Annotated in this window: 17 protein-coding genes; 11 read left to right on the top strand and 6 right to left on the bottom strand. The window is 72.7% G+C overall.

Annotated features, from left to right (window positions below; genetic code table 11):
* Positions 1 to 9 precede the first annotated feature (9 nt).
* Positions 10 to 714, top strand: a complete 705-nt coding sequence (locus GA0070610_RS19925) for a UdgX family uracil-DNA binding protein (protein WP_089001439.1) — start codon at positions 10 to 12, stop codon at positions 712 to 714.
* Positions 715 to 739: 25 nt separating this feature from the next.
* Here GA0070610_RS19925 and GA0070610_RS31715 read toward each other — a convergent pair whose 3' ends face one another.
* Positions 740 to 868, bottom strand: a complete 129-nt coding sequence (locus tag GA0070610_RS31715; RefSeq protein WP_269458853.1) for a nuclear transport factor 2-like protein — start codon at positions 866 to 868, stop codon at positions 740 to 742.
* Between the two features lie 215 nt (positions 869 to 1,083).
* Between GA0070610_RS31715 and GA0070610_RS19920 the strand changes: the two genes are divergently transcribed.
* The 7 genes from GA0070610_RS19920 (at position 1,084) to rny (ending at position 9,227) form a co-directional block, all read left to right on the top strand.
* Complete coding sequence (locus GA0070610_RS19920; RefSeq protein WP_089001438.1) at positions 1,084 to 2,226, top strand: acyl-CoA dehydrogenase family protein; 1,143 nt, start codon at positions 1,084 to 1,086, stop codon at positions 2,224 to 2,226.
* A 79-nt stretch (positions 2,227 to 2,305) separates the two neighbouring features.
* A complete protein-coding gene (locus GA0070610_RS19915) occupies positions 2,306 to 3,613 on the top strand; it encodes an MFS transporter (protein WP_089001437.1) in 1,308 nt (435 codons plus the stop codon).
* A 4-nt stretch (positions 3,614 to 3,617) separates the two neighbouring features.
* Complete coding sequence (locus GA0070610_RS19910; protein WP_089001436.1) at positions 3,618 to 3,818, top strand: DUF3046 domain-containing protein; 201 nt, start codon at positions 3,618 to 3,620, stop codon at positions 3,816 to 3,818.
* Positions 3,819 to 4,002: 184 nt separating this feature from the next.
* On the top strand, positions 4,003 to 5,049 hold the full coding sequence (recA, locus tag GA0070610_RS19905; protein ID WP_089001435.1) for a recombinase RecA: 1,047 nt from the start codon (positions 4,003 to 4,005) through the stop codon (positions 5,047 to 5,049).
* Positions 5,050 to 5,063: 14 nt separating this feature from the next.
* A complete protein-coding gene (locus tag GA0070610_RS19900; RefSeq protein WP_089001434.1) occupies positions 5,064 to 5,759 on the top strand; it encodes a regulatory protein RecX in 696 nt (231 codons plus the stop codon).
* 63 nt (positions 5,760 to 5,822) lie between these two features.
* On the top strand, positions 5,823 to 6,533 hold the full coding sequence (locus GA0070610_RS19895) for a 3-keto-5-aminohexanoate cleavage protein (RefSeq protein ID WP_089001433.1): 711 nt from the start codon (positions 5,823 to 5,825) through the stop codon (positions 6,531 to 6,533).
* Between the two features lie 927 nt (positions 6,534 to 7,460).
* On the top strand, positions 7,461 to 9,227 hold the full coding sequence (rny, locus tag GA0070610_RS19890; protein WP_089001432.1) for a ribonuclease Y: 1,767 nt from the start codon (positions 7,461 to 7,463) through the stop codon (positions 9,225 to 9,227).
* 60 nt (positions 9,228 to 9,287) lie between these two features.
* On the opposite strand, the gene GA0070610_RS19885 is transcribed toward rny, so the two are convergent.
* From GA0070610_RS19885 to GA0070610_RS19870, 4 genes are read right to left on the bottom strand one after another with little or no spacing between them, the layout of a single operon-like run.
* Positions 9,288 to 10,253, bottom strand: a complete 966-nt coding sequence (locus GA0070610_RS19885; RefSeq protein WP_089001431.1) for an amino acid ABC transporter permease — start codon at positions 10,251 to 10,253, stop codon at positions 9,288 to 9,290.
* Positions 10,250 to 10,957: an amino acid ABC transporter permease gene (locus GA0070610_RS19880; RefSeq protein ID WP_089001430.1), complete on the bottom strand. Its 708-nt coding sequence runs from the start codon at positions 10,955 to 10,957 to the stop codon at positions 10,250 to 10,252. Before GA0070610_RS19880 ends, GA0070610_RS19885 begins: the two co-directional genes overlap by 4 nt.
* 41 nt (positions 10,958 to 10,998) lie before the next feature.
* Positions 10,999 to 11,877 (bottom strand): glutamate ABC transporter substrate-binding protein, encoded by an 879-nt coding sequence (locus tag GA0070610_RS19875; protein ID WP_089001429.1) that lies wholly within the window; start codon positions 11,875 to 11,877, stop codon positions 10,999 to 11,001.
* 57 nt (positions 11,878 to 11,934) lie between these two features.
* Positions 11,935 to 12,690, bottom strand: a complete 756-nt coding sequence (locus GA0070610_RS19870) for an amino acid ABC transporter ATP-binding protein (RefSeq protein WP_089001428.1) — start codon at positions 12,688 to 12,690, stop codon at positions 11,935 to 11,937.
* 184 nt (positions 12,691 to 12,874) lie between these two features.
* Here GA0070610_RS19870 and selD point away from each other — a divergent pair, with 184 nt between their 5' ends.
* Together selD and GA0070610_RS19860 are read left to right on the top strand one after the other, a co-directional pair.
* Complete coding sequence (selD, locus tag GA0070610_RS19865) at positions 12,875 to 13,870, top strand: selenide, water dikinase SelD (protein WP_392567261.1); 996 nt, start codon at positions 12,875 to 12,877, stop codon at positions 13,868 to 13,870.
* A gap of 280 nt (positions 13,871 to 14,150) precedes the next feature.
* A complete protein-coding gene (locus tag GA0070610_RS19860) occupies positions 14,151 to 14,630 on the top strand; it encodes a hypothetical protein (RefSeq protein ID WP_089001426.1) in 480 nt (159 codons plus the stop codon).
* A 47-nt stretch (positions 14,631 to 14,677) separates the two neighbouring features.
* Here GA0070610_RS19860 and GA0070610_RS19855 read toward each other — a convergent pair whose 3' ends face one another.
* Entirely contained in the window at positions 14,678 to 14,908 is a 231-nt protein-coding gene (locus tag GA0070610_RS19855; RefSeq protein ID WP_089001425.1) for a DUF2277 family protein, read from the bottom strand.
* Positions 14,909 to 14,960: 52 nt separating this feature from the next.
* On the opposite strand from GA0070610_RS19855, the gene miaB reads away from it, so the two are divergent.
* Positions 14,961 to 16,466, top strand: a complete 1,506-nt coding sequence (gene miaB, locus GA0070610_RS19850) for a tRNA (N6-isopentenyl adenosine(37)-C2)-methylthiotransferase MiaB (protein ID WP_089001424.1) — start codon at positions 14,961 to 14,963, stop codon at positions 16,464 to 16,466.
* Positions 16,467 to 16,496 lie beyond the last annotated feature (30 nt).

The raw sequence follows: 16,496 nt of genomic DNA, 5'->3' as shown, positions 1-16,496 counted from the left end.
ACAGTCGTCATGGCCGAGCAGACCGAGACCGCGCCGGGCGCGCAGAAGTTCATCCCGCCGCGCGCCGACACCCTCGACGACCTGCGCGCCGCCGCCGCCGGCTGCCGGGGCTGCGAGCTCCACCGGGACGCGTCGCAGACCGTCTTCGGTCGCGGCGACGCCGGTGCGCGGGTGGTCTTCGTGGGCGAGCAGCCCGGCGACCTGGAGGACCAGAAGGGCCTGCCGTTCGTCGGCCCCGCCGGCCGGCTGCTGCGCAGGGCGGTCGACGACGCCCGGCTCGACCCCGGCCACATCTACCTCACCAACGCGGTGAAGCACTTCCGCTTCGAGCTGCGCGGCAGGCGGCGCATCCACCAGACCCCGGACCGGGTGCACGTCACCGCCTGCCGGCCCTGGCTGGTGGCCGAGTTCGCCCAGCTCCGCCCGGAGATCGTGGTGGTGCTGGGCGCCACCGCCGCCAAGGCCCTGCTCGGCCCGACGTTCCGGGTCACCCGCCAGCGCGGCGAGCTGCTGCCCTGGCCGGAGTCGGCCCAGCACCCGGAGGACTTCCGGCGGGTGCCGGTGGATTCCACGGGCGCCGTCGCGGACGCCCCGCCGGCCCGGCTGCTGGCCACCATCCACCCGTCCGCCGTGCTGCGCGCCGACGACCAGGACAAGGCGTACGAGGGGCTGGTCGCCGACCTCACCGTGGCCGCCCGCACCCTCGCCGCCTGACCGTCCGGTGCCCGCCGGTCGGCGGTCAGTCCGGCCCGTCCCAGGCACTCGGACAGTACGCGACGTCCTCGCTCAGGAAGCCGACGACCGCGTCGAGGTCCCCCCGCTCCCAGGCCGCGTTGAACTCCTCAACCAATCCCCGTGCATCGGTCACGCCCGCACGGAGCCCTCCGCCGCCCGGCCTCCCGAGAGACTCCACGTCAATCTTGGACAGTTGCCGTTCGCCTCGAACGGCAACTGTCCAAGATTCACCTTGGCCCGACCGGCAGACGGCCGATCGGGTTTCCGGACCGAGGCAGCGGTCGGTGGCGGCGTACGCAGCGTGGCCGCGTGTGGGCAGGGCGGGTGGGCGGTGCCACACTTGCCGCCATGGAGCAGCATCTCTACGAGCGCGACCACGAGGAGTTCCGCGAGCTGTGCCGCGAGTTCCTGACCCGCGAGGCGGTGCCCCACCACGAGCGCTGGGAGGCCGACGGGATCGTCGACCGCGAGGTGTGGCGCCGCGCCGGGGCCGCCGGCCTGCTGGGCATGGACGTCGACACGGAGTACGGCGGCGGCGGGCAGCGCGACTTCCGGTTCAACGCCGTGCTGGACGAGGAGATCGTCGCCGCCGGGTGCACCGGGCTCGGCTTCGGCCTGCACAACGACGTGGTGGCGCCGTACCTGACCGAACTCACCACGGACGAGCAGCGCAAGCGCTGGCTGCCCGGGTTCTGCTCCGGCGACCTGGTCACCGCGATCGCGATGAGCGAGCCGGGCGCCGGCTCCGACCTGGCCGGCATCCGTACGAGCGCGGTCCGCGACGGCGACGGCTGGGTGCTCAACGGCCAGAAGACCTTCATCACCAACGGTGAGATGGCCGACCTGGTGGTCGTGGTCGTGCGTACCGCCCCGGACCAGGGCGCGCACGGGGTGAGCCTGATCGCCGTGGAGAGCGGCACGCCCGGCTTCTCCCGGGGCCGGCGGCTGGCCAAGGTCGGGCTCAAGGCCAACGACACCGCCGAGCTGTTCTTCGACGACTGCCGGGTGCCGGCGGAGAACCTGATCGGCACCGAGAACCACGGCTTCTACCACCTGATGGCCAACCTGCCCCGGGAGCGGCTCAGCATCGCCGTCGCCGCGGTGGCCGCCGCCGAGCGGCTGCTCGCCGTCACCCTCGACTACGCGCGCTCCCGGCAGGCGTTCGGCCGGCCGATCGGCGCGTTCCAGCACAACCGCTTCCTGCTCGCCGAGCTGGACACCGAGGTCACCATCGCCCGCACCTTCGTCAACCACTGCGTCGCGGAGTACGACGCCGGCCGGCTCTCGGTCACCGACGCGGCCAAGGCGAAGTGGTGGACCACCGAGTTGCAGAACCGGGTCGCCGACCGCTGCGTGCAGCTGCACGGCGGGTACGGCTACATGCTGGAGTACCCGGTGGCGAAGGCCTGGCTGGACGGCCGGGTGCAGACCATCTACGGCGGCACCACCGAGATCATGAAGGAGATCATCGGCCGGGGCCTCGGGCTGTAACCGTCAACCGGCTGCCGGGCGGCGGGGCGGGTGCGCAAGGATGAGACGGCACCTCGCCCCTTACCTCGAAGGAGCCGCCATGGCCACCGACCTGGCCGCGCCGCTCGCCGCGCCCGACGTCGCGCCCATCCAGCGGCGTACGCTGCGGCTGCTCTTCGCCACCCAGATCATCGGCGGCATCGGGGTGACCATCGGCGTCGCCGTCGGGGCGCTGCTCGCCTCCGACGTGGCCGGCACCGCCGTCGCGGGCCTGGTCAGCAGCGCCGCCGTGGTCGGCGGGGCGTTGCTGGCCGTGCCGGTCACCCGGATCATGACCGTCCGGGGCCGCCGACCCGGCCTGGTCGTGGCGTACCTGACGGGCGCCGCCGGCGGCGTGCTGGTGGTCCTCGCCGCGGTGACCCGCTGGGTTCCGCTGCTCTTTCTCGGCATGCTCCTGTTCGGCGGCGGCAGCGCGGCCAACCTCCAGGCCCGTTACGCGGCGGTCGACCTGGCGGTTCCGGCGCGCCGGGGCCGCCAGCTCTCGTTGATCGTCTGGGCCACCACCATCGGCGCGGTCGCCGCGCCGAACTTCGCCTCGCTCGCCGACCGCACCACCAGCGGCTGGGGGCTGCCGCCGCTGGCCGGCCCGTTCGCGTTCAGCGCCGCCGCGCTCGCGCTGGCCGCCGGGGCGATCCTGGCGCTGCTGCGGCCGGACCCGCTGCTCACCGCGCGCCGGCTGGCGGCGGCCGTCGCCCCGCCGGCCCCCGTCGCGGCGCCCGCGGCGACCGCCCGGCACGGCGCGGGCATGCGGGCCGCCTGGTCGGTGGTACGCACGCGGCCGGCCGCCCGGCTCGGCATCGTCGCGGTGGCGGTCGGCCACCTGGTCATGGTCGCGGTGATGGTGATGACCCCGGTACGCCTGCACGAGTGGCACGACGACGCCGACGTGCTGCGGGTGGTCGGTCTCGTGCTGAGCCTGCACATCGCCGGCATGTACGCACTCGCCCCGGTGGCGGGCTGGCTCACCGACCGGGTCGGCCGCCGGGCGGTGATCCTCGGCGGCGTCGGGCTGCTGCTCGCGGCGTGCGCGGTCGCCGGCACGGCCGGGCACCACACGGCCCGGCTCTCGGTCGGGTTGTTCCTGCTCGGGCTGGGTTGGTCGGGGACCATGGTGGCGGGCTCGACGCTGCTGTCGGAGTCGGTGCCGGTGGGGATCCGGCCGAGCGTGCAGGGGCTCTCGGACCTGACGATGGGCCTGGCCGGCGCCGGGGCGGGGGCGGTCAGCGGGTTTGTCGTGGCGGCGGCCGGCTATCCGGTGCTCACCGGGCTCGCGGCGGTCGCGGTGGTGCCCCTGGTGACGCTAGCGTTGCGGCCGGTGCCGGTGGGCGCACCGGACGAGGAGGAATGATCACGTGCGGCTGACCGACTTCTGGTCCCGGTTGGAGGAGGCGTTCGGGCCCGGCTACGCGGCCAGCATCGCCCGCGACCAGGTGCTCGCGCAGCTCGGCGGGCGGACCGTCGAGCAGGCCCTGGCGTCGGGTGAGCAGACCCACGTGGTGTGGCGCGCGGTCTGCGCCGCCTATCCCGACCGGGTGCCCGCACGACTACGCTGAGCAGCCGTTTCGTCGCTTCCGCGTGTCGCTTGCCGACTCGTACACCTGTTCGGCTATTGTCCACAGCGGGGCGCTCGTCCACAGCTCACGGCCGGTCGGCTGGTTTTCTGTCGGACCCAGCGCCTAGCGTGTCCGCGTGACGCGAAGCTCAGGAAAGACGCCGGCGAAGGCAGGGGTGGCAAACATGGCCGCAGGGCCCGATCGGGAGAAGGCACTCGACCTTGCTCTCGCTCAGATCGACAAGCAGTTCGGCAAGGGTTCGGTGATGCGGCTGGGAGAGCGGCCGGTCGTCCAGACCTCGGTGATTCCGACGGGTTCGATCGCGCTCGACGTGGCGCTCGGCGTGGGCGGTCTGCCCCGGGGCCGGGTCGTCGAGATCTACGGTCCGGAGTCCAGCGGTAAGACCACGGTGGCGCTGCACGCGGTGGCCAACGCCCAGCGGGCCGGCGGCATCGCCGCCTTCGTCGACGCCGAGCACGCGCTCGACCCGGAATACGCCAAGGCGCTCGGCGTCGACACCGACGCCCTGCTGGTCTCCCAGCCCGACACGGGCGAGCAGGCGCTGGAGATCACGGACATGCTGGTCCGCTCCGGCGCGATCGACATCATCGTCATCGACTCGGTGGCCGCGCTGGTGCCGCGCGCCGAGATCGAGGGCGAGATGGGCGACAGCCACGTGGGTCTCCAGGCCCGGCTGATGAGCCAGGCGCTGCGGAAGATCACCGGTGTGCTCAACAACACCGGCACCACGGCGATCTTCATCAACCAGCTCCGCGAGAAGATCGGCGTCATGTTCGGCAGCCCCGAGACCACCACGGGTGGTCGGGCGCTGAAGTTCTACGCCTCGGTCCGGCTCGACGTGCGCCGCATCGAGAGCCTCAAGGACGGCACCGACGTGGTCGGCAACCGCACCCGGGTCAAGGTCGTGAAGAACAAGGTCGCCGCGCCGTTCAAGCAGGCCGAGTTCGACATCATGTACGGCAAGGGCATCTCCCGCGAGGGCTCGCTGATCGACGTCGGCGTCGAGCAGGCGATCATCCGCAAGTCCGGCGCCTGGTACACCTACGACGGCGACCAGCTGGGCCAGGGCAAGGAGAAGGCCCGCGAGTTCCTCCGGGAGAACCCGGACGTGGCCGCCGAGATCGAGAAGAAGATCCTGGAGAAGCTCGGCGTCGGGGTCGGCGCGGGTGACGCCGCCGGTGGCCCGGAGCTGCCGCCGGTCGACTTCTGACCGGTCCCTGACCTGTGGCAGGAAGACGCGCCCGCACCGGGCGGGGCTGGGATGCCAGCCCCGCCCGCGCGGGCGACGACGACACGCCCCGGCCTCGTCGGGCCCGGCGCGGCCGGACCGGCGACACCGACCCCGAGGCGCCCCCGGCCCCACCGCGCGACGAGGCCGAGCTGGCGCGGGAGATCTGCCTGCGCCAGCTCGCCGTCCGACCCCGCACCCGGGCCGAGTTGGCCGGGGCGCTGGCGAAGCGGGGCGTCTCCGACGAGGTCTCGGCGGAGGTGCTCGACCGCTACGACGAGGTCGGCATCATCGACGACGCCGCGTTCGCCCGGGCCTGGGTGGCGAGCCGGCACTCCGGCCGGGGTCTGGCCCGCCGGGCGCTGGCCAACGAGCTGCGTCAGCGCGGGGTGGACGGCGAGGTCGCGAGCGAGGCCCTCGGCGAGCTGGACGAGGAGACCGAGGCCGAGACCGCCCGCGCCCTGGTCGAGCGGAAGCTGCGCACCGCCCGGGGCGAGCCGGACGCCGTCTTCCGGCGGCTGGTGGCCATGCTGGCCCGCAAGGGCTACCCGCCAGGCGTGGCGATCCGGGCGGTGAAGGACGCGCTCGCCGCACAGAGCGCCGAGGCGGCCGAGTTCGCCGACCAGATCGACGCCGACGCGCTCGCCGACGCCGAGGGCGAGCTGGACCGCGACAGCCGCCCCCTCGGTTGAGCGGGGCGGCGGGCGTGTGGTGCCGAGCCCGCTGAGCCCGGCGACGGCGGAGGAGAGACTGCGATGCTGAAGGCGTGTCTCAACGGGGCCCGCACCCGTGCCGAGCACCCGGCGCTGCCGGTCACCCCGGCGGAGCTGGCGGCCGACGCGGCCCGTTGTGCGGGCCTCGGCGCCGACGCGGTCCACGTGCATCCCCGGGGCGCCGACGGCCGGGAGTCCCTGCACCCGTCGGTGATAGCCGCCGCGCTGGAGGCGATCCGGGCCGCCCGGCCGGGGCTGCCCGTCGGGGTGAGCACCGGGGCCTGGATCGAGCCGGAGCCGGCCGCCCGGGTGGCCGCCGTCCGGGCCTGGACGGTGCTGCCCGACTTCGCCTCGGTCAACGCGCACGAGCCGGGCGCGGAGGCGGTGGCGCAGGCGCTGCGCGAGCGGGGCGTCATGGTCGAGGCGGGGCTCTGGACGCTCGACGTCGTCGCCGCGTACGCGCGGTGGCGGGTGCCGGCCGGGCGGATCCTGATCGAGTGCATGGCCGAGGGGCCGGCCGTGGCGCTGGCGGACGCCGCCGCGATGCTGGCGGCGCTGCCTTCCGCGCCCGGGGGCCCGCAGGTCCTGCTGCACGCCGAGGGGCCGGCGACCTGGTCGGTGCTGACCGAGGCGGTACGCCGGGGCCTGCACAGCCGCGTCGGGCTCGAGGACACGCTGTCGCTGCCCGACGGCTCGACCACCCCCGACAACGCCGCCCTGGTGACGGCGGCCCTGACGGCGGGTGCCCGCTGACCCACCCGACGCCGGCACCGGCCCGTCGCCCCACCGCCGTCCCGCTTTCCGGGGCCCGTCGCCCCACCGCCCGCCGGCTGCCCCGCCCGTCGCCTCCCATCGCCCGCCGGTGCGGGCGCGCGCCTACGCGATGCGTCGGCCCCGTCGGTACGCAAGATCGGTTGATGGGGCCCGGTCCCAGATGCCCCGAAGCACCGGCTCGGTGACAGACGATCAGGGGGGTGGCGCAGCCCTGCGCGTGCCGGCGGGTTTCGGCGGATCGCTCACCCGGGATGCGTGCGTCACAGCCAGTGGCGGGTGCCCCGACGGGTGCCGGGTGCGGGTGTGCCCGGCTGAGCTGGGCCGACGTGCCGCACTAGCTGACCGGCTGCCGTTTTGTCCGCCCGTGTCCGGGCGCGCATCAGCGGTGCGTGACGCGGCAACTTCTCTCCGTTCGGGGGGTTTGATCATGAGTTCTTGACCGGAGCACCCCGGGAGACCTAGCCTCGCCATACAGGCTCACATTGCCCGACCAAGCGCAGGCTAAGCGCACAACATAGATCGCGTAACGGAACAGCATCACTTTGACCGATCCGATCGGTCATCGGCGACAGCTCGGACTGGCCGGTCCGACGCTGGCGCGACAACTGCACCCGGCCGTCGGCGATGCTCCCGTGCGGGCACCGCCGACGGAAGCTACCCCACGGCCAGTCGCTCCGGTCGGGCGTCCACAGCCGCAGGGTGCGTGCCCATCGGCACGGTCGCTGCGGTCCCGACGTTCAGGGGAGGCGGCCATGGCGAGGCGGCGCAGTTGCATCGGGGTGCCGACATGAGCGGGCCGGTCGCCGGGCAGGAGCCCGCGTCCGTCGGGGCACCCCGCGCGCCTCGGCCTTCCGGGCCGCTCCACGGCCCTTCCGCTTCGGCCGCGTCGCGGGACGGGGCGCCGGCATGAGCGGGTTCGACGTCGTGATCCTGGCCGTGGTGCTGGTCCTGACCGTGGTCGTGCTCGGGGCGGTGCTGCTCGGCGTACGGACGCTGCGCCGCTTCGGTGCGGCGCCGGCACCGGAGGATCCCGCCTTCATCGCCGAGAAGGACCGGCAGGAACAGTCCCTCGCGGCCCTGCGTACCGCCGCCGACGAGGCCAACAGCACGATCGACGTGGCGAAGTCCGCCGCCGCGGCGGCGCGCGCCGAGGCCGCCGCAGCGAAGGCCGAGGCCAAGGCGGCCCGGGCGGAGGCGCGCCGGGTGCTCGACGACGCCCGGGCGGAGGCCGACACCGTCCTGGAACGGGCCCACAAGCAGGCCGAGGCCGACGCCGAGCAACTGCGGGCCACCGCCCGCCGCAGCGGCGAGCGGGAGGTCGCGGTGCTCGCTGCCACCACCCGGGAGCAGGCCGCCGAGGTCGAGCGGCGGGCCGCCCGGATGGACGAGCGCGAGCGGCTGCACACCGAGGAGGTGGAGCGCCTCGCCGAGCGGGAACGGCAGCTCACCGCCGCCAGCGCGGCCCTGTCGGCCCGCGAGGCCGCGCTCGCCCAGCGCGAGGCCGAGCTCGCCGAGGCGGAGGAGCAGCGGCGCCGCGAGCTGGAGCGGATCGCCGGCCTGACCGCCGACGCGGCCCGGGCCGAGCTGATCGAGGCGATCGAGGTCCAGGCCAAGCGGGAGGCCGCGCTGCTGGTCCGCGACATCGAGTCCGAGGCGCGCGGCACCGCCGAGCAGCGCGCCCGGCACATCGTCGTCGACGCCATCCAGCGGGTCGCCAGCGAGCAGACCGCGGAGAGCGTGGTCAGCGTCCTGCACCTGCCCGGCGACGAGATGAAGGGGCGGATCATCGGTCGCGAGGGCCGCAACATCCGCGCCTTCGAGTCGGTCACCGGCGTCAACCTGATCATCGACGACACCCCCGAGGCAGTGCTGCTCTCCTGCTTCGACCCGGTGCGCCGGGAGGTCGGCCGGCTGACGCTGGAGAAGCTGGTCCTGGACGGGCGGATCCACCCGCACCGCATCGAGGAGGTCTACGACCAGGCCCGCCACGAGGTGGACCAGCTGTGCCAGCGGGCCGCCGAGGACGCCCTGGTCGAGGTCGGGATCACCGAGATCCACCCGGAGCTCGTCACCCTGCTGGGGCGGTTGCGCTACCGGACGTCGTACGGGCAGAACGTGCTCAAGCACCTAGTGGAGACCGCGCACATCGCCGGCATCATGGCCGCCGAGCTGCGGCTCGACGTGCCGATCATCAAGCGTTCGGCGTTCCTGCACGACATCGGCAAGGCGCTCACGCACGAGGTGGAGGGCAGCCACGCCATCATCGGCGCCGACCTGGCCCGCAAGTACGGCGAGAGCGAGGACGTCGTCCACGCCATCGAGGCGCACCACAACGAGGTGCCGCCGCAGACCATCGAGGCCGTCCTCACCCAGGCGTCCGACGCCTGCTCCGGCGGCCGGCCGGGGGCCCGGCGGGAGAGCCTGGAGGCGTACGTCAAGCGGCTGGAGCGCATCGAGGAGATCGCGGCCGGCAAGCTCGGCGTGGAGAAGGTCTTCGCCATGCAGGCCGGCCGCGAGATCCGGGTGATGGTCAAGCCGGACGACGTCGACGACATCGGCGCCGCCGTGCTGGCCCGGGACGTGGCCAAGCAGATCGAGGAGGAGCTGACCTACCCGGGTCAGATCCGGGTGACCGTGGTCCGCGAGTCCCGGGTGACCGAGATCGCCCGCTGACGGCGTCGACACGAAGGGCCGGCCCGATCATCGGGCCGGCCCTTCGTCGTCGGGCGTGGATCAGGCGCCGCCGGTGCCCTCCGCCTGCGCGCTGAGCGCGGCCGGGGGCGGGTTCTGCGCCGGGGTGCCGGCGGTCTTGCGACCGCGTGAGAGCCGGCGCTGCACGTACTGGGCCAGCTTCGACAGCGCGTAGTTCACCACGATGAACATGACCGCGATCACGACGTAGACCTGGATCGGGTTGTCCAGTACGCCGATGATCTGCTTGCCGATGTTCAGGGTCTCCTCGTAGCTGATGATGAAGCCGAGCGAGGTGTCCTTGAGTACCACGACGAGCTGGCTGATCAGCGCCGGCAGCATGATCCGGAACGCCTGCGGCAGCAGGATCATCCGGGTGGTCTGCGCCGGGGAGAGCCCGATCGCGGCCGCCGCCTCGGCCTGCCCGCCGGGCAGGCCCTCCATGCCGGAGCGGAGGATCTCGGCGATCACCACCGAGTTGTAGATGGTCAGGCCGATGACCAGGTACCACAGCGTGTCGAACGAGACGCCGAACTCGGGGAAGCCGCGGGCCACGAAGAAGATCGTGATGACCACGGGCAGGCCCCGGAACACCTCGACGCAGACCCGGGTGACCGCCGACAGCAGCGCGCTCAGCCCGCGCAGCAGGTAGGCCAGCGGCGTGGCGAGCCCGGTGAAGCGGCGCCGGGTCAGGCTCTTGAGCTGGATCCGCAGCACCGCGAGCAGGGTGCCGACCACCAGTGAGGAGACGATCGCCAGCGCGGCGGCGGTCAGGGTGTTCTTGAAGCCGAGGCCGATGCGGTCCCACACCAGCGAGAAGTTCTCGTTGGAGGGGTCGATCAGCGGCCCCCACAGCTCCATCGAGAACTGGCCCTTGTCGTCCAGCGGGCGGTAGATCAGGAAGTACGCGGCGACGAGCAGCAGCACCGTCGCCACCACGCTGCCGATCAGCGTGAGCCGGCGCTGCCGGGGACCGGGGACGTCGTAGAGGACGCTCTGCTGGCTCATCGGGCCACCGCCTGCCGCTTCTCGATCCGGTCGAGGAGCGCGCCGAGGGGGACGGTCATGATCAGATATCCGATCGAGATGCCGATGGCGACGGGGACGAAGGCGTAGCCCTCGGCCGAGGTCAGCTGGTCGGCGGTCTGCGAGAGGTCGCCGACGACGCCGAAGAAGCCGACCAGCGCCGAGTTCTTGATCATTGCGATGATCACCGAGCCGAGCGGCACCACCGAGGCCTTCCAGGACTGCGGCAGCACCACGTAGCGCAGGTTCTGCCCGAAGGTCAGGCCCAGCGAGCGGGCGGCCTCCGCCTGGCCGGCGGGCACGGCGTTCACGCCGGAGCGCAGCGCCTCGCAGACGAACGCGGCGGTGTAGAGCACCAGCGCGACCAGCGCGAAGCGGAAGTACGGCAGATCCGTGCCGAGCCGGCTGAACAACGAGTCGAGTACCGGGATGCGCAGGAAGTCGGCGTTGGAGCCGAGCGCCGGCAGGCCGAACGCGGCGAAGAACATCACCACGGTCAGCGGCATGTTGCGGAAGATGTTGACGTAGCCGGTGCCGACCGCCCGCAGCGGCGGCACCGGGGAGATCCGCAGCACCGCCAGGACGGCGCCCAGGATCAGGGCGCCGACCGCGGCGAGTACGCAGATCTGGAGGGTGAGCCAGAAACCACCCGCGAAGACGTCGAACTTGTCGATGAGCACACTCACGGGCCGGTCTTCCTCCCCACCCTCCAGATCAACGGATCAGATCAGTAGCGGTTGACGGTCGGCGCGGAACCCAGCTCGGCACCGAACTTACCGGCGGTGTCGTCCCAGGCCTTCTTCCAGCTGCCGTCGGCGAACGCCTTCTCCAGCGTGTCGTTGACGAAGTTGCGGAAGTCGGTGTCCTCCTTCTTCACCCCGAGGCCGTACGGCTCCTTGGTGAAGTTCTCGCCGGCCAGCTTGAACGACGCCTCGTCCTTGGCGATGTAGCCGAGCAGGATCACGTTGTCCGTGGTGACGGCGTCGACCTGGCCGCCCTTGAGGGCGTCGCGGCACTTGTCGTAGGTGTCGAAGAGCACCAGCTGGGTGGCGACGTCCTTGACGTACTTCTTGATCTCCTCGGCCGGCGTGGAGCCGGTGACCGAGCAGACCTTCTTGGCGCCGTCCTTGAACGAGTCCGGCCCGGTGATGGTGGTGTCGTCCTTCTTCACCATGATGTTCTGGCCGGCCTCGTAGTAGGGCCCGGCGAACGCGATGCGCTCCTTGCGCTTGTCGTTGATCGTGTAGGTGGCGGCGACCAGGTCGACGGTGCCGTTCACGATCACGTCCTCGCGGACCTTCGAGGGGGCCTCGACCCACTCGATCTTGTCCTCGGGGATGCCCAGCTCCTTGACGATGATCTTCGCGACCTCGACGTCGAAGCCCTCCGGCTTGCCGGAGAGGCCCTTCTGGCCGAAGCCGGGCTGGTCGAACTTCGTGCCGATCTTGATGGCCTGGGCCTTGTTCAGGCGCTCCATCGTGCTGCCGGCGGCGAAGGACTTGCTGCCGGCGCCGGTGCCCTCGTCGGCGTCGTCGCCACCGCAGGCGGTCATGCCGAGCGCCAGGGTGGCGGCCGCCGCGAGCGCCGCTACGCGCGTGATACGCATGTTGATCTCCTTTGTGGACGGAACCGCCGGGGGACGGCGCGCTCCAGGTACGGACGCCTAGTGCGTGAGGATCTTGGAGAGGAAGTCCTTGGCCCGCTCGCTGCGCGGGTTGGCGAAGAACTCGGCCGGCGGCGCGTCCTCGACCAGCTGGCCGTCGGCCATGAAGATGACGCGGTTCGCCGCGTGCCGGGCGAAGCCCATCTCGTGGGTCACCACGACCATGGTCATGCCCTCGCTGGCCAGGGACGTCATCACGTCCAGCACCTCGCCGACCATCTCCGGGTCCAGCGCGCTGGTCGGCTCGTCGAAGAGCATCGCCTTGGGCTGCATGGCCAGCGCCCGGGCGATCGCCACCCGCTGCTGCTGGCCACCGGAGAGCTGGGCCGGGAACTTGTCGGCCTGGTTGGCGATGCCCACCCGGTCGAGCAGGGCCAGGCCGCGCTCGCGAGCCGCCGCCGGCTTCTCCTTGCGGACCTTGACCGGCCCGAGGGTGACGTTCTCGAGGATCGTCTTGTGCGCGAAGAGGTTGAACGACTGGAACACCATGCCGACCTCGCTGCGCAGCTTCGCCAGCGCCTTGCCCTCGGCCGGCAGCGGCTGCCCGTCGAAGGTGATCGTGCCGGAGTTGATCGGTTCGAGGCGGTTGATCGTGCGGCACAGCGTCGACTTGCCGGAGCCCGACGGGCCGATCACGACGACCACCTCGCCGCGCCCGACCGACAGCGAGACGTCGTCCAGCACGTGCAGCGGCCCGAACCACTTGTTGACCGAGTCCAGCACGATGAGCGGTTCGCCCGTCGTCACGTCGTTCACCGTCCCTGTCGTCGCGCGGGGTCGGGTGACCCCCGGTTGGGCAACTGTAGGCGGGGGGATGTGGCGGTACGCAACTCAGTTGGTCACGGAGCGATAACACCAGTTCGGATGGGGGTCAAGAGTCCGATTTTGACCGCGACGCGGCCCGCCCGCGATGGCGGGGGAAGGGCGGCCCGGAGATCATGTGGGGATGACGGAACCGGTACGGCTGACCCGGTACGCCCGGGGCGGCGGCTGCGCGTGCAAGATCCCCCCGGGTGAGCTGGAGGCCATGGTCGCCGGGCTCGGCCCGGCCACCGGCACCGCCGAGCTGCTCGTCGGGCTCGACCACGGCGACGACGCCGCGGTGGTCCGGCTCGACGAGCGCACGGGCCTGGTGACCACCGCCGACTTCTTCACCCCGGTCGTCGACGACGCGTACGACTGGGGGCGCATCGCCGCGACCAACGCCCTCTCCGACGTGTACGCCATGGGCGGCACCCCTCTCGTCGCGCTGAACCTGCTCTGCTGGCCGCGCGACGTGCTGCCGCTGGAGCTGGCCCGGGAGGTGCTGCGCGGCGGGCAGGACGTGGCCCGCGACGCCGGTTGCCACCTCGCCGGCGGGCACAGCGTCGACGACGAGGGCCCCAAGTACGGCCTGGCGGTCACCGGGGTGGTCCGGCCGGAGGAGCTGATCACCCTGGACGCGGGCCGGGCGGGCCTGCCGCTGTCGCTGACCAAGCCGCTCGGCGTCGGGGTGCTCAACACCCGGCACAAGGCCACCGGTGAGAGCTTCCCCGAGGCGGTCGCGGCGATGACGACGCTCAACCGGGACGCGGCGCGCGCGGCGGTGGCGGCCGGCGTGCGCTGCGGCACCGACGTGACGGGCTTCGGCCTGCTCGGGCACGCGTCCAAGCTGGCCCGGGCGAGCCGGCTGACGGTGGCGATCGACGCGGCCCGGGTGCCCTACCTGGCCGGCGCCCGGGAGGCGGTGCGTGACGGGCACGTCAGCGGCGGCAGCCGGCGCAACCTGGAGTGGGTCACGCCGTGGACCGACTTCGGCCGGGTGACCGAGGAGGACCGGCTGCTGCTGGCCGACGCGCAGACCTCGGGCGGCCTGCTGGTCGCCGGCGAGCTGCCAGGCGCCACCGTGGTCGGTGAGCTGCTGCCGCCCGGGGGGCACCGGGTGGTCGTGCGCTGAGGGCGTCCCTGGCGCTGCGGGGCCGCCGGCCGGGCGCCTGTCGAGGACGGCCGCGGCACGACCGCGGCGATCCTTCCGGCCGGCGTGTGGCGTGCGGAGCGGGCCACCGTACCCGATAAACTGTCACCTTCCCGCTACTCCGAGCAATGGCGCTCGAGGAAATTTTGCCCGGAATGGTCACAGACCGGTAACTTGCCCCCGGCTGAGGTCATATGCCCCCCACCATCGTCAGTAAGGCCCGATCCGGAGGCCGGTGGGACGAGCACAGCGAGGAGGCGGCATGACCGAGCTGTGGAACTGGAGAATCGAGCAGGTGCGGCCGGTGGAGGTCTACCCGGCACTGGCCGAGGCGCTCGGCCGGGTGGTGATGCCCCTGGCGGCGGCGGACCCCGCCCGCCTGCCGACGTACGCGGTGATCTGCGACGTCTGGCAGGCGCCGGGCGAGTTCGCCACGATCGTGGACTGCTACGGGGTGCCCGAACGGCTCTCCGAGCACGGCAGCGTGGCCGCGCTGGCGCGGCTGCTGGACCGCAACTGCCTGCTGCGCGACGACACGCTCGACGCCGGGCGGCACCTGCTCGTCGCGCCCGACGGCACGATCCGGCCGGTGCACTTCGACGTCCGGGAGACCGACGACGGGGAACTGCTCACCAACCAGCGCCTGTGCACCGAGGCGGATCCCCGCTGTCGCGGCTGGTCGCAGTGCCACCGCTCGCGCTGGGCGCCGGATTCGGTGCTCCCGGCGCTCGCCGCCGCCTGACCCGCCGGTTGCCGTGGTGCCAGCAAGGCCCGGGGCCCGGCGGCGGGTCAGCTCGCCGGGCCGGCGGAGCGGCCGCCGCGTACCTCCAACTGGGCGAGCAGGGTCGCGGTGGCCGACGCGACCGCGGCGACCGCCGCGTCGAAGGCGGCGGCGTTGTGGGCGGCGGGCTTGCGGAAACCCGAGATCTTGCGGACGTACTGCAACGCCGCGGCGTCCACGTCGGCCGGGGTCACCTCCTCGGTGTACGGCTCACGCAGGGTCTTGATGCTCCGGCACACGGCTCCTCCTCGTTCGGGTTGGTCGGCGGGCGGCGGATACGCTGTCGGGGTCATGACTACCGCAGCGGCGAGCAGCCCGCGCACCTATCAGGTGCGCACCTACGGCTGCCAGATGAACGTGCACGACTCCGAGCGCATTTCCGGCCTGCTGGAGGGCGCGGGCTACGTGCGCGCCACCGAGGCCGACGACAACCCGGACGTGGTGGTGTTCAACACCTGCGCCGTCCGGGAGAACGCCGACAACCGGCTCTACGGCAACCTCGGTCACCTGCGCCCCGTCAAGGCCCGGCACCCGCAGATGCAGATCGCGGTGGGCGGCTGTCTCGCCCAGAAGGACCGGGGCGAGATCGTCCGCAAGGCGCCCTGGGTCGACGTGGTGTTCGGCACGCACAACATCGGGTCGCTGCCGGTGCTGCTGGAGCGGGCCCGGCACAACGCGGCGGCCGAGGTGGAGATCCTCGAGTCCCTCGACGTCTTCCCCTCGACGCTGCCCACCCGGCGTGAGTCCACGTACGCGGGCTGGGTGTCGATCTCCGTCGGCTGCAACAACACCTGCACGTTCTGCATCGTGCCCTCCCTGCGGGGCAAGGAGAAGGACCGCCGCCCCGGCGACATCCTCTCCGAGGTTCGCGCGCTCGTCGACGAGGGCGTGCTGGAGGTGACCCTGCTCGGGCAGAACGTCAACTCCTACGGCGTCGAGTTCGGCGACCGGCTGGCCTTCGGCAAGCTGCTGCGCGCCTGCGGCGACGTCGAGGGGCTGGAGCGGGTGCGCTTCACCAGCCCGCACCCGAAGGACTTCACCGACGACGTGATCGCCGCGATGGCCGAGACGCCCAACGTCTGCCACTCGCTGCACATGCCGTTGCAGTCCGGCAGCGACGACGTGCTGCGGGCCATGCGCCGCTCCTACCGGGCCGAGCGCTACCTGGGCATCATCTCCAAGGTGCGGGCGGCGATGCCGGACGCGGCGATCACCACCGACATCATCGTCGGCTTCCCCGGCGAGACCGAGGCCGACTTCGAGCGCACCCTCGACGTGGTCCGCGAGGCCCGGTTCTCGTCGGCGTTCACCTTCCAGTACTCCAAGCGCCCCGGCACGCCGGCCGCCACCATGGACGGCCAGCTGCCCAAGCAGGTCGTGCAGGAGCGCTACGAGCGGCTGATCGCCTGCGTCGAGGAGATCACCTGGGCGGAGAACAAGAAGTTGGTGGGGGAGACCGTCGAGGTGCTGGTCGCCGTCGGCGAGGGGCGCAAGGACGAGCGCACGGGCCGGATGTCCGGCCGCGCCCGCGACGGCCGCCTGGTCCACTTCGCGACCGGCCAGCCCGGCGACGCGGGGCTGATCCGTCCCGGCGACGTCGTGCACACCACCGTCACCTACGCCGCCCCGCACCACCTCAACGCCGACGGCGAGTTGCTGTCGCACCGGCGCACCCGGGCCGGCGACGCGGCCGAGGCGGGACGCGCCCCGCGTACGCCGGGGGTGCTGCTCGGGCTGCCGACGATCGGCGCGCCGGCCGCGGCGCCCGCGCCGACGACGGGCTGCGCCGCGCACTGACCCGCGACCGGCCGGGACCCGCCCGCGCGG

The sequence above is a fragment of the Micromonospora echinofusca genome (assembly GCF_900091445.1).
GTDB classification, from domain to species: domain Bacteria; phylum Actinomycetota; class Actinomycetes; order Mycobacteriales; family Micromonosporaceae; genus Micromonospora; species Micromonospora echinofusca.
This window is presented reverse-complemented; position numbering and strand designations above follow the sequence as displayed.

Bases quoted from the DNA above. Each gene is read 5' to 3' on its own strand.
- GA0070610_RS19925 (WP_089001439.1), top strand. From the start codon at position 10: ATGGCCGAGCAGACCGAGACCGCGCCGGGCGCGCAGAAGTTCATCCCG.
- GA0070610_RS19920 (WP_089001438.1), top strand. From the start codon at position 1,084: ATGGAGCAGCATCTCTACGAGCGCGACCACGAGGAGTTCCGCGAGCTG.
- GA0070610_RS19915 (WP_089001437.1), top strand. From the start codon at position 2,306: ATGGCCACCGACCTGGCCGCGCCGCTCGCCGCGCCCGACGTCGCGCCC.
- recA (WP_089001435.1), top strand. From the start codon at position 4,003: ATGGCCGCAGGGCCCGATCGGGAGAAGGCACTCGACCTTGCTCTCGCT.
- GA0070610_RS19895 (WP_089001433.1), top strand. From the start codon at position 5,823: ATGCTGAAGGCGTGTCTCAACGGGGCCCGCACCCGTGCCGAGCACCCG.
- rny (WP_089001432.1), top strand. From the start codon at position 7,461: ATGAGCGGGTTCGACGTCGTGATCCTGGCCGTGGTGCTGGTCCTGACC.
- GA0070610_RS19885 (WP_089001431.1), bottom strand. From the start codon at position 10,253: ATGAGCCAGCAGAGCGTCCTCTACGACGTCCCCGGTCCCCGGCAGCGC.
- GA0070610_RS19875 (WP_089001429.1), bottom strand. From the start codon at position 11,877: ATGCGTATCACGCGCGTAGCGGCGCTCGCGGCGGCCGCCACCCTGGCG.
- GA0070610_RS19860 (WP_089001426.1), top strand. From the start codon at position 14,151: ATGACCGAGCTGTGGAACTGGAGAATCGAGCAGGTGCGGCCGGTGGAG.
- miaB (WP_089001424.1), top strand. From the start codon at position 14,961: ATGACTACCGCAGCGGCGAGCAGCCCGCGCACCTATCAGGTGCGCACC.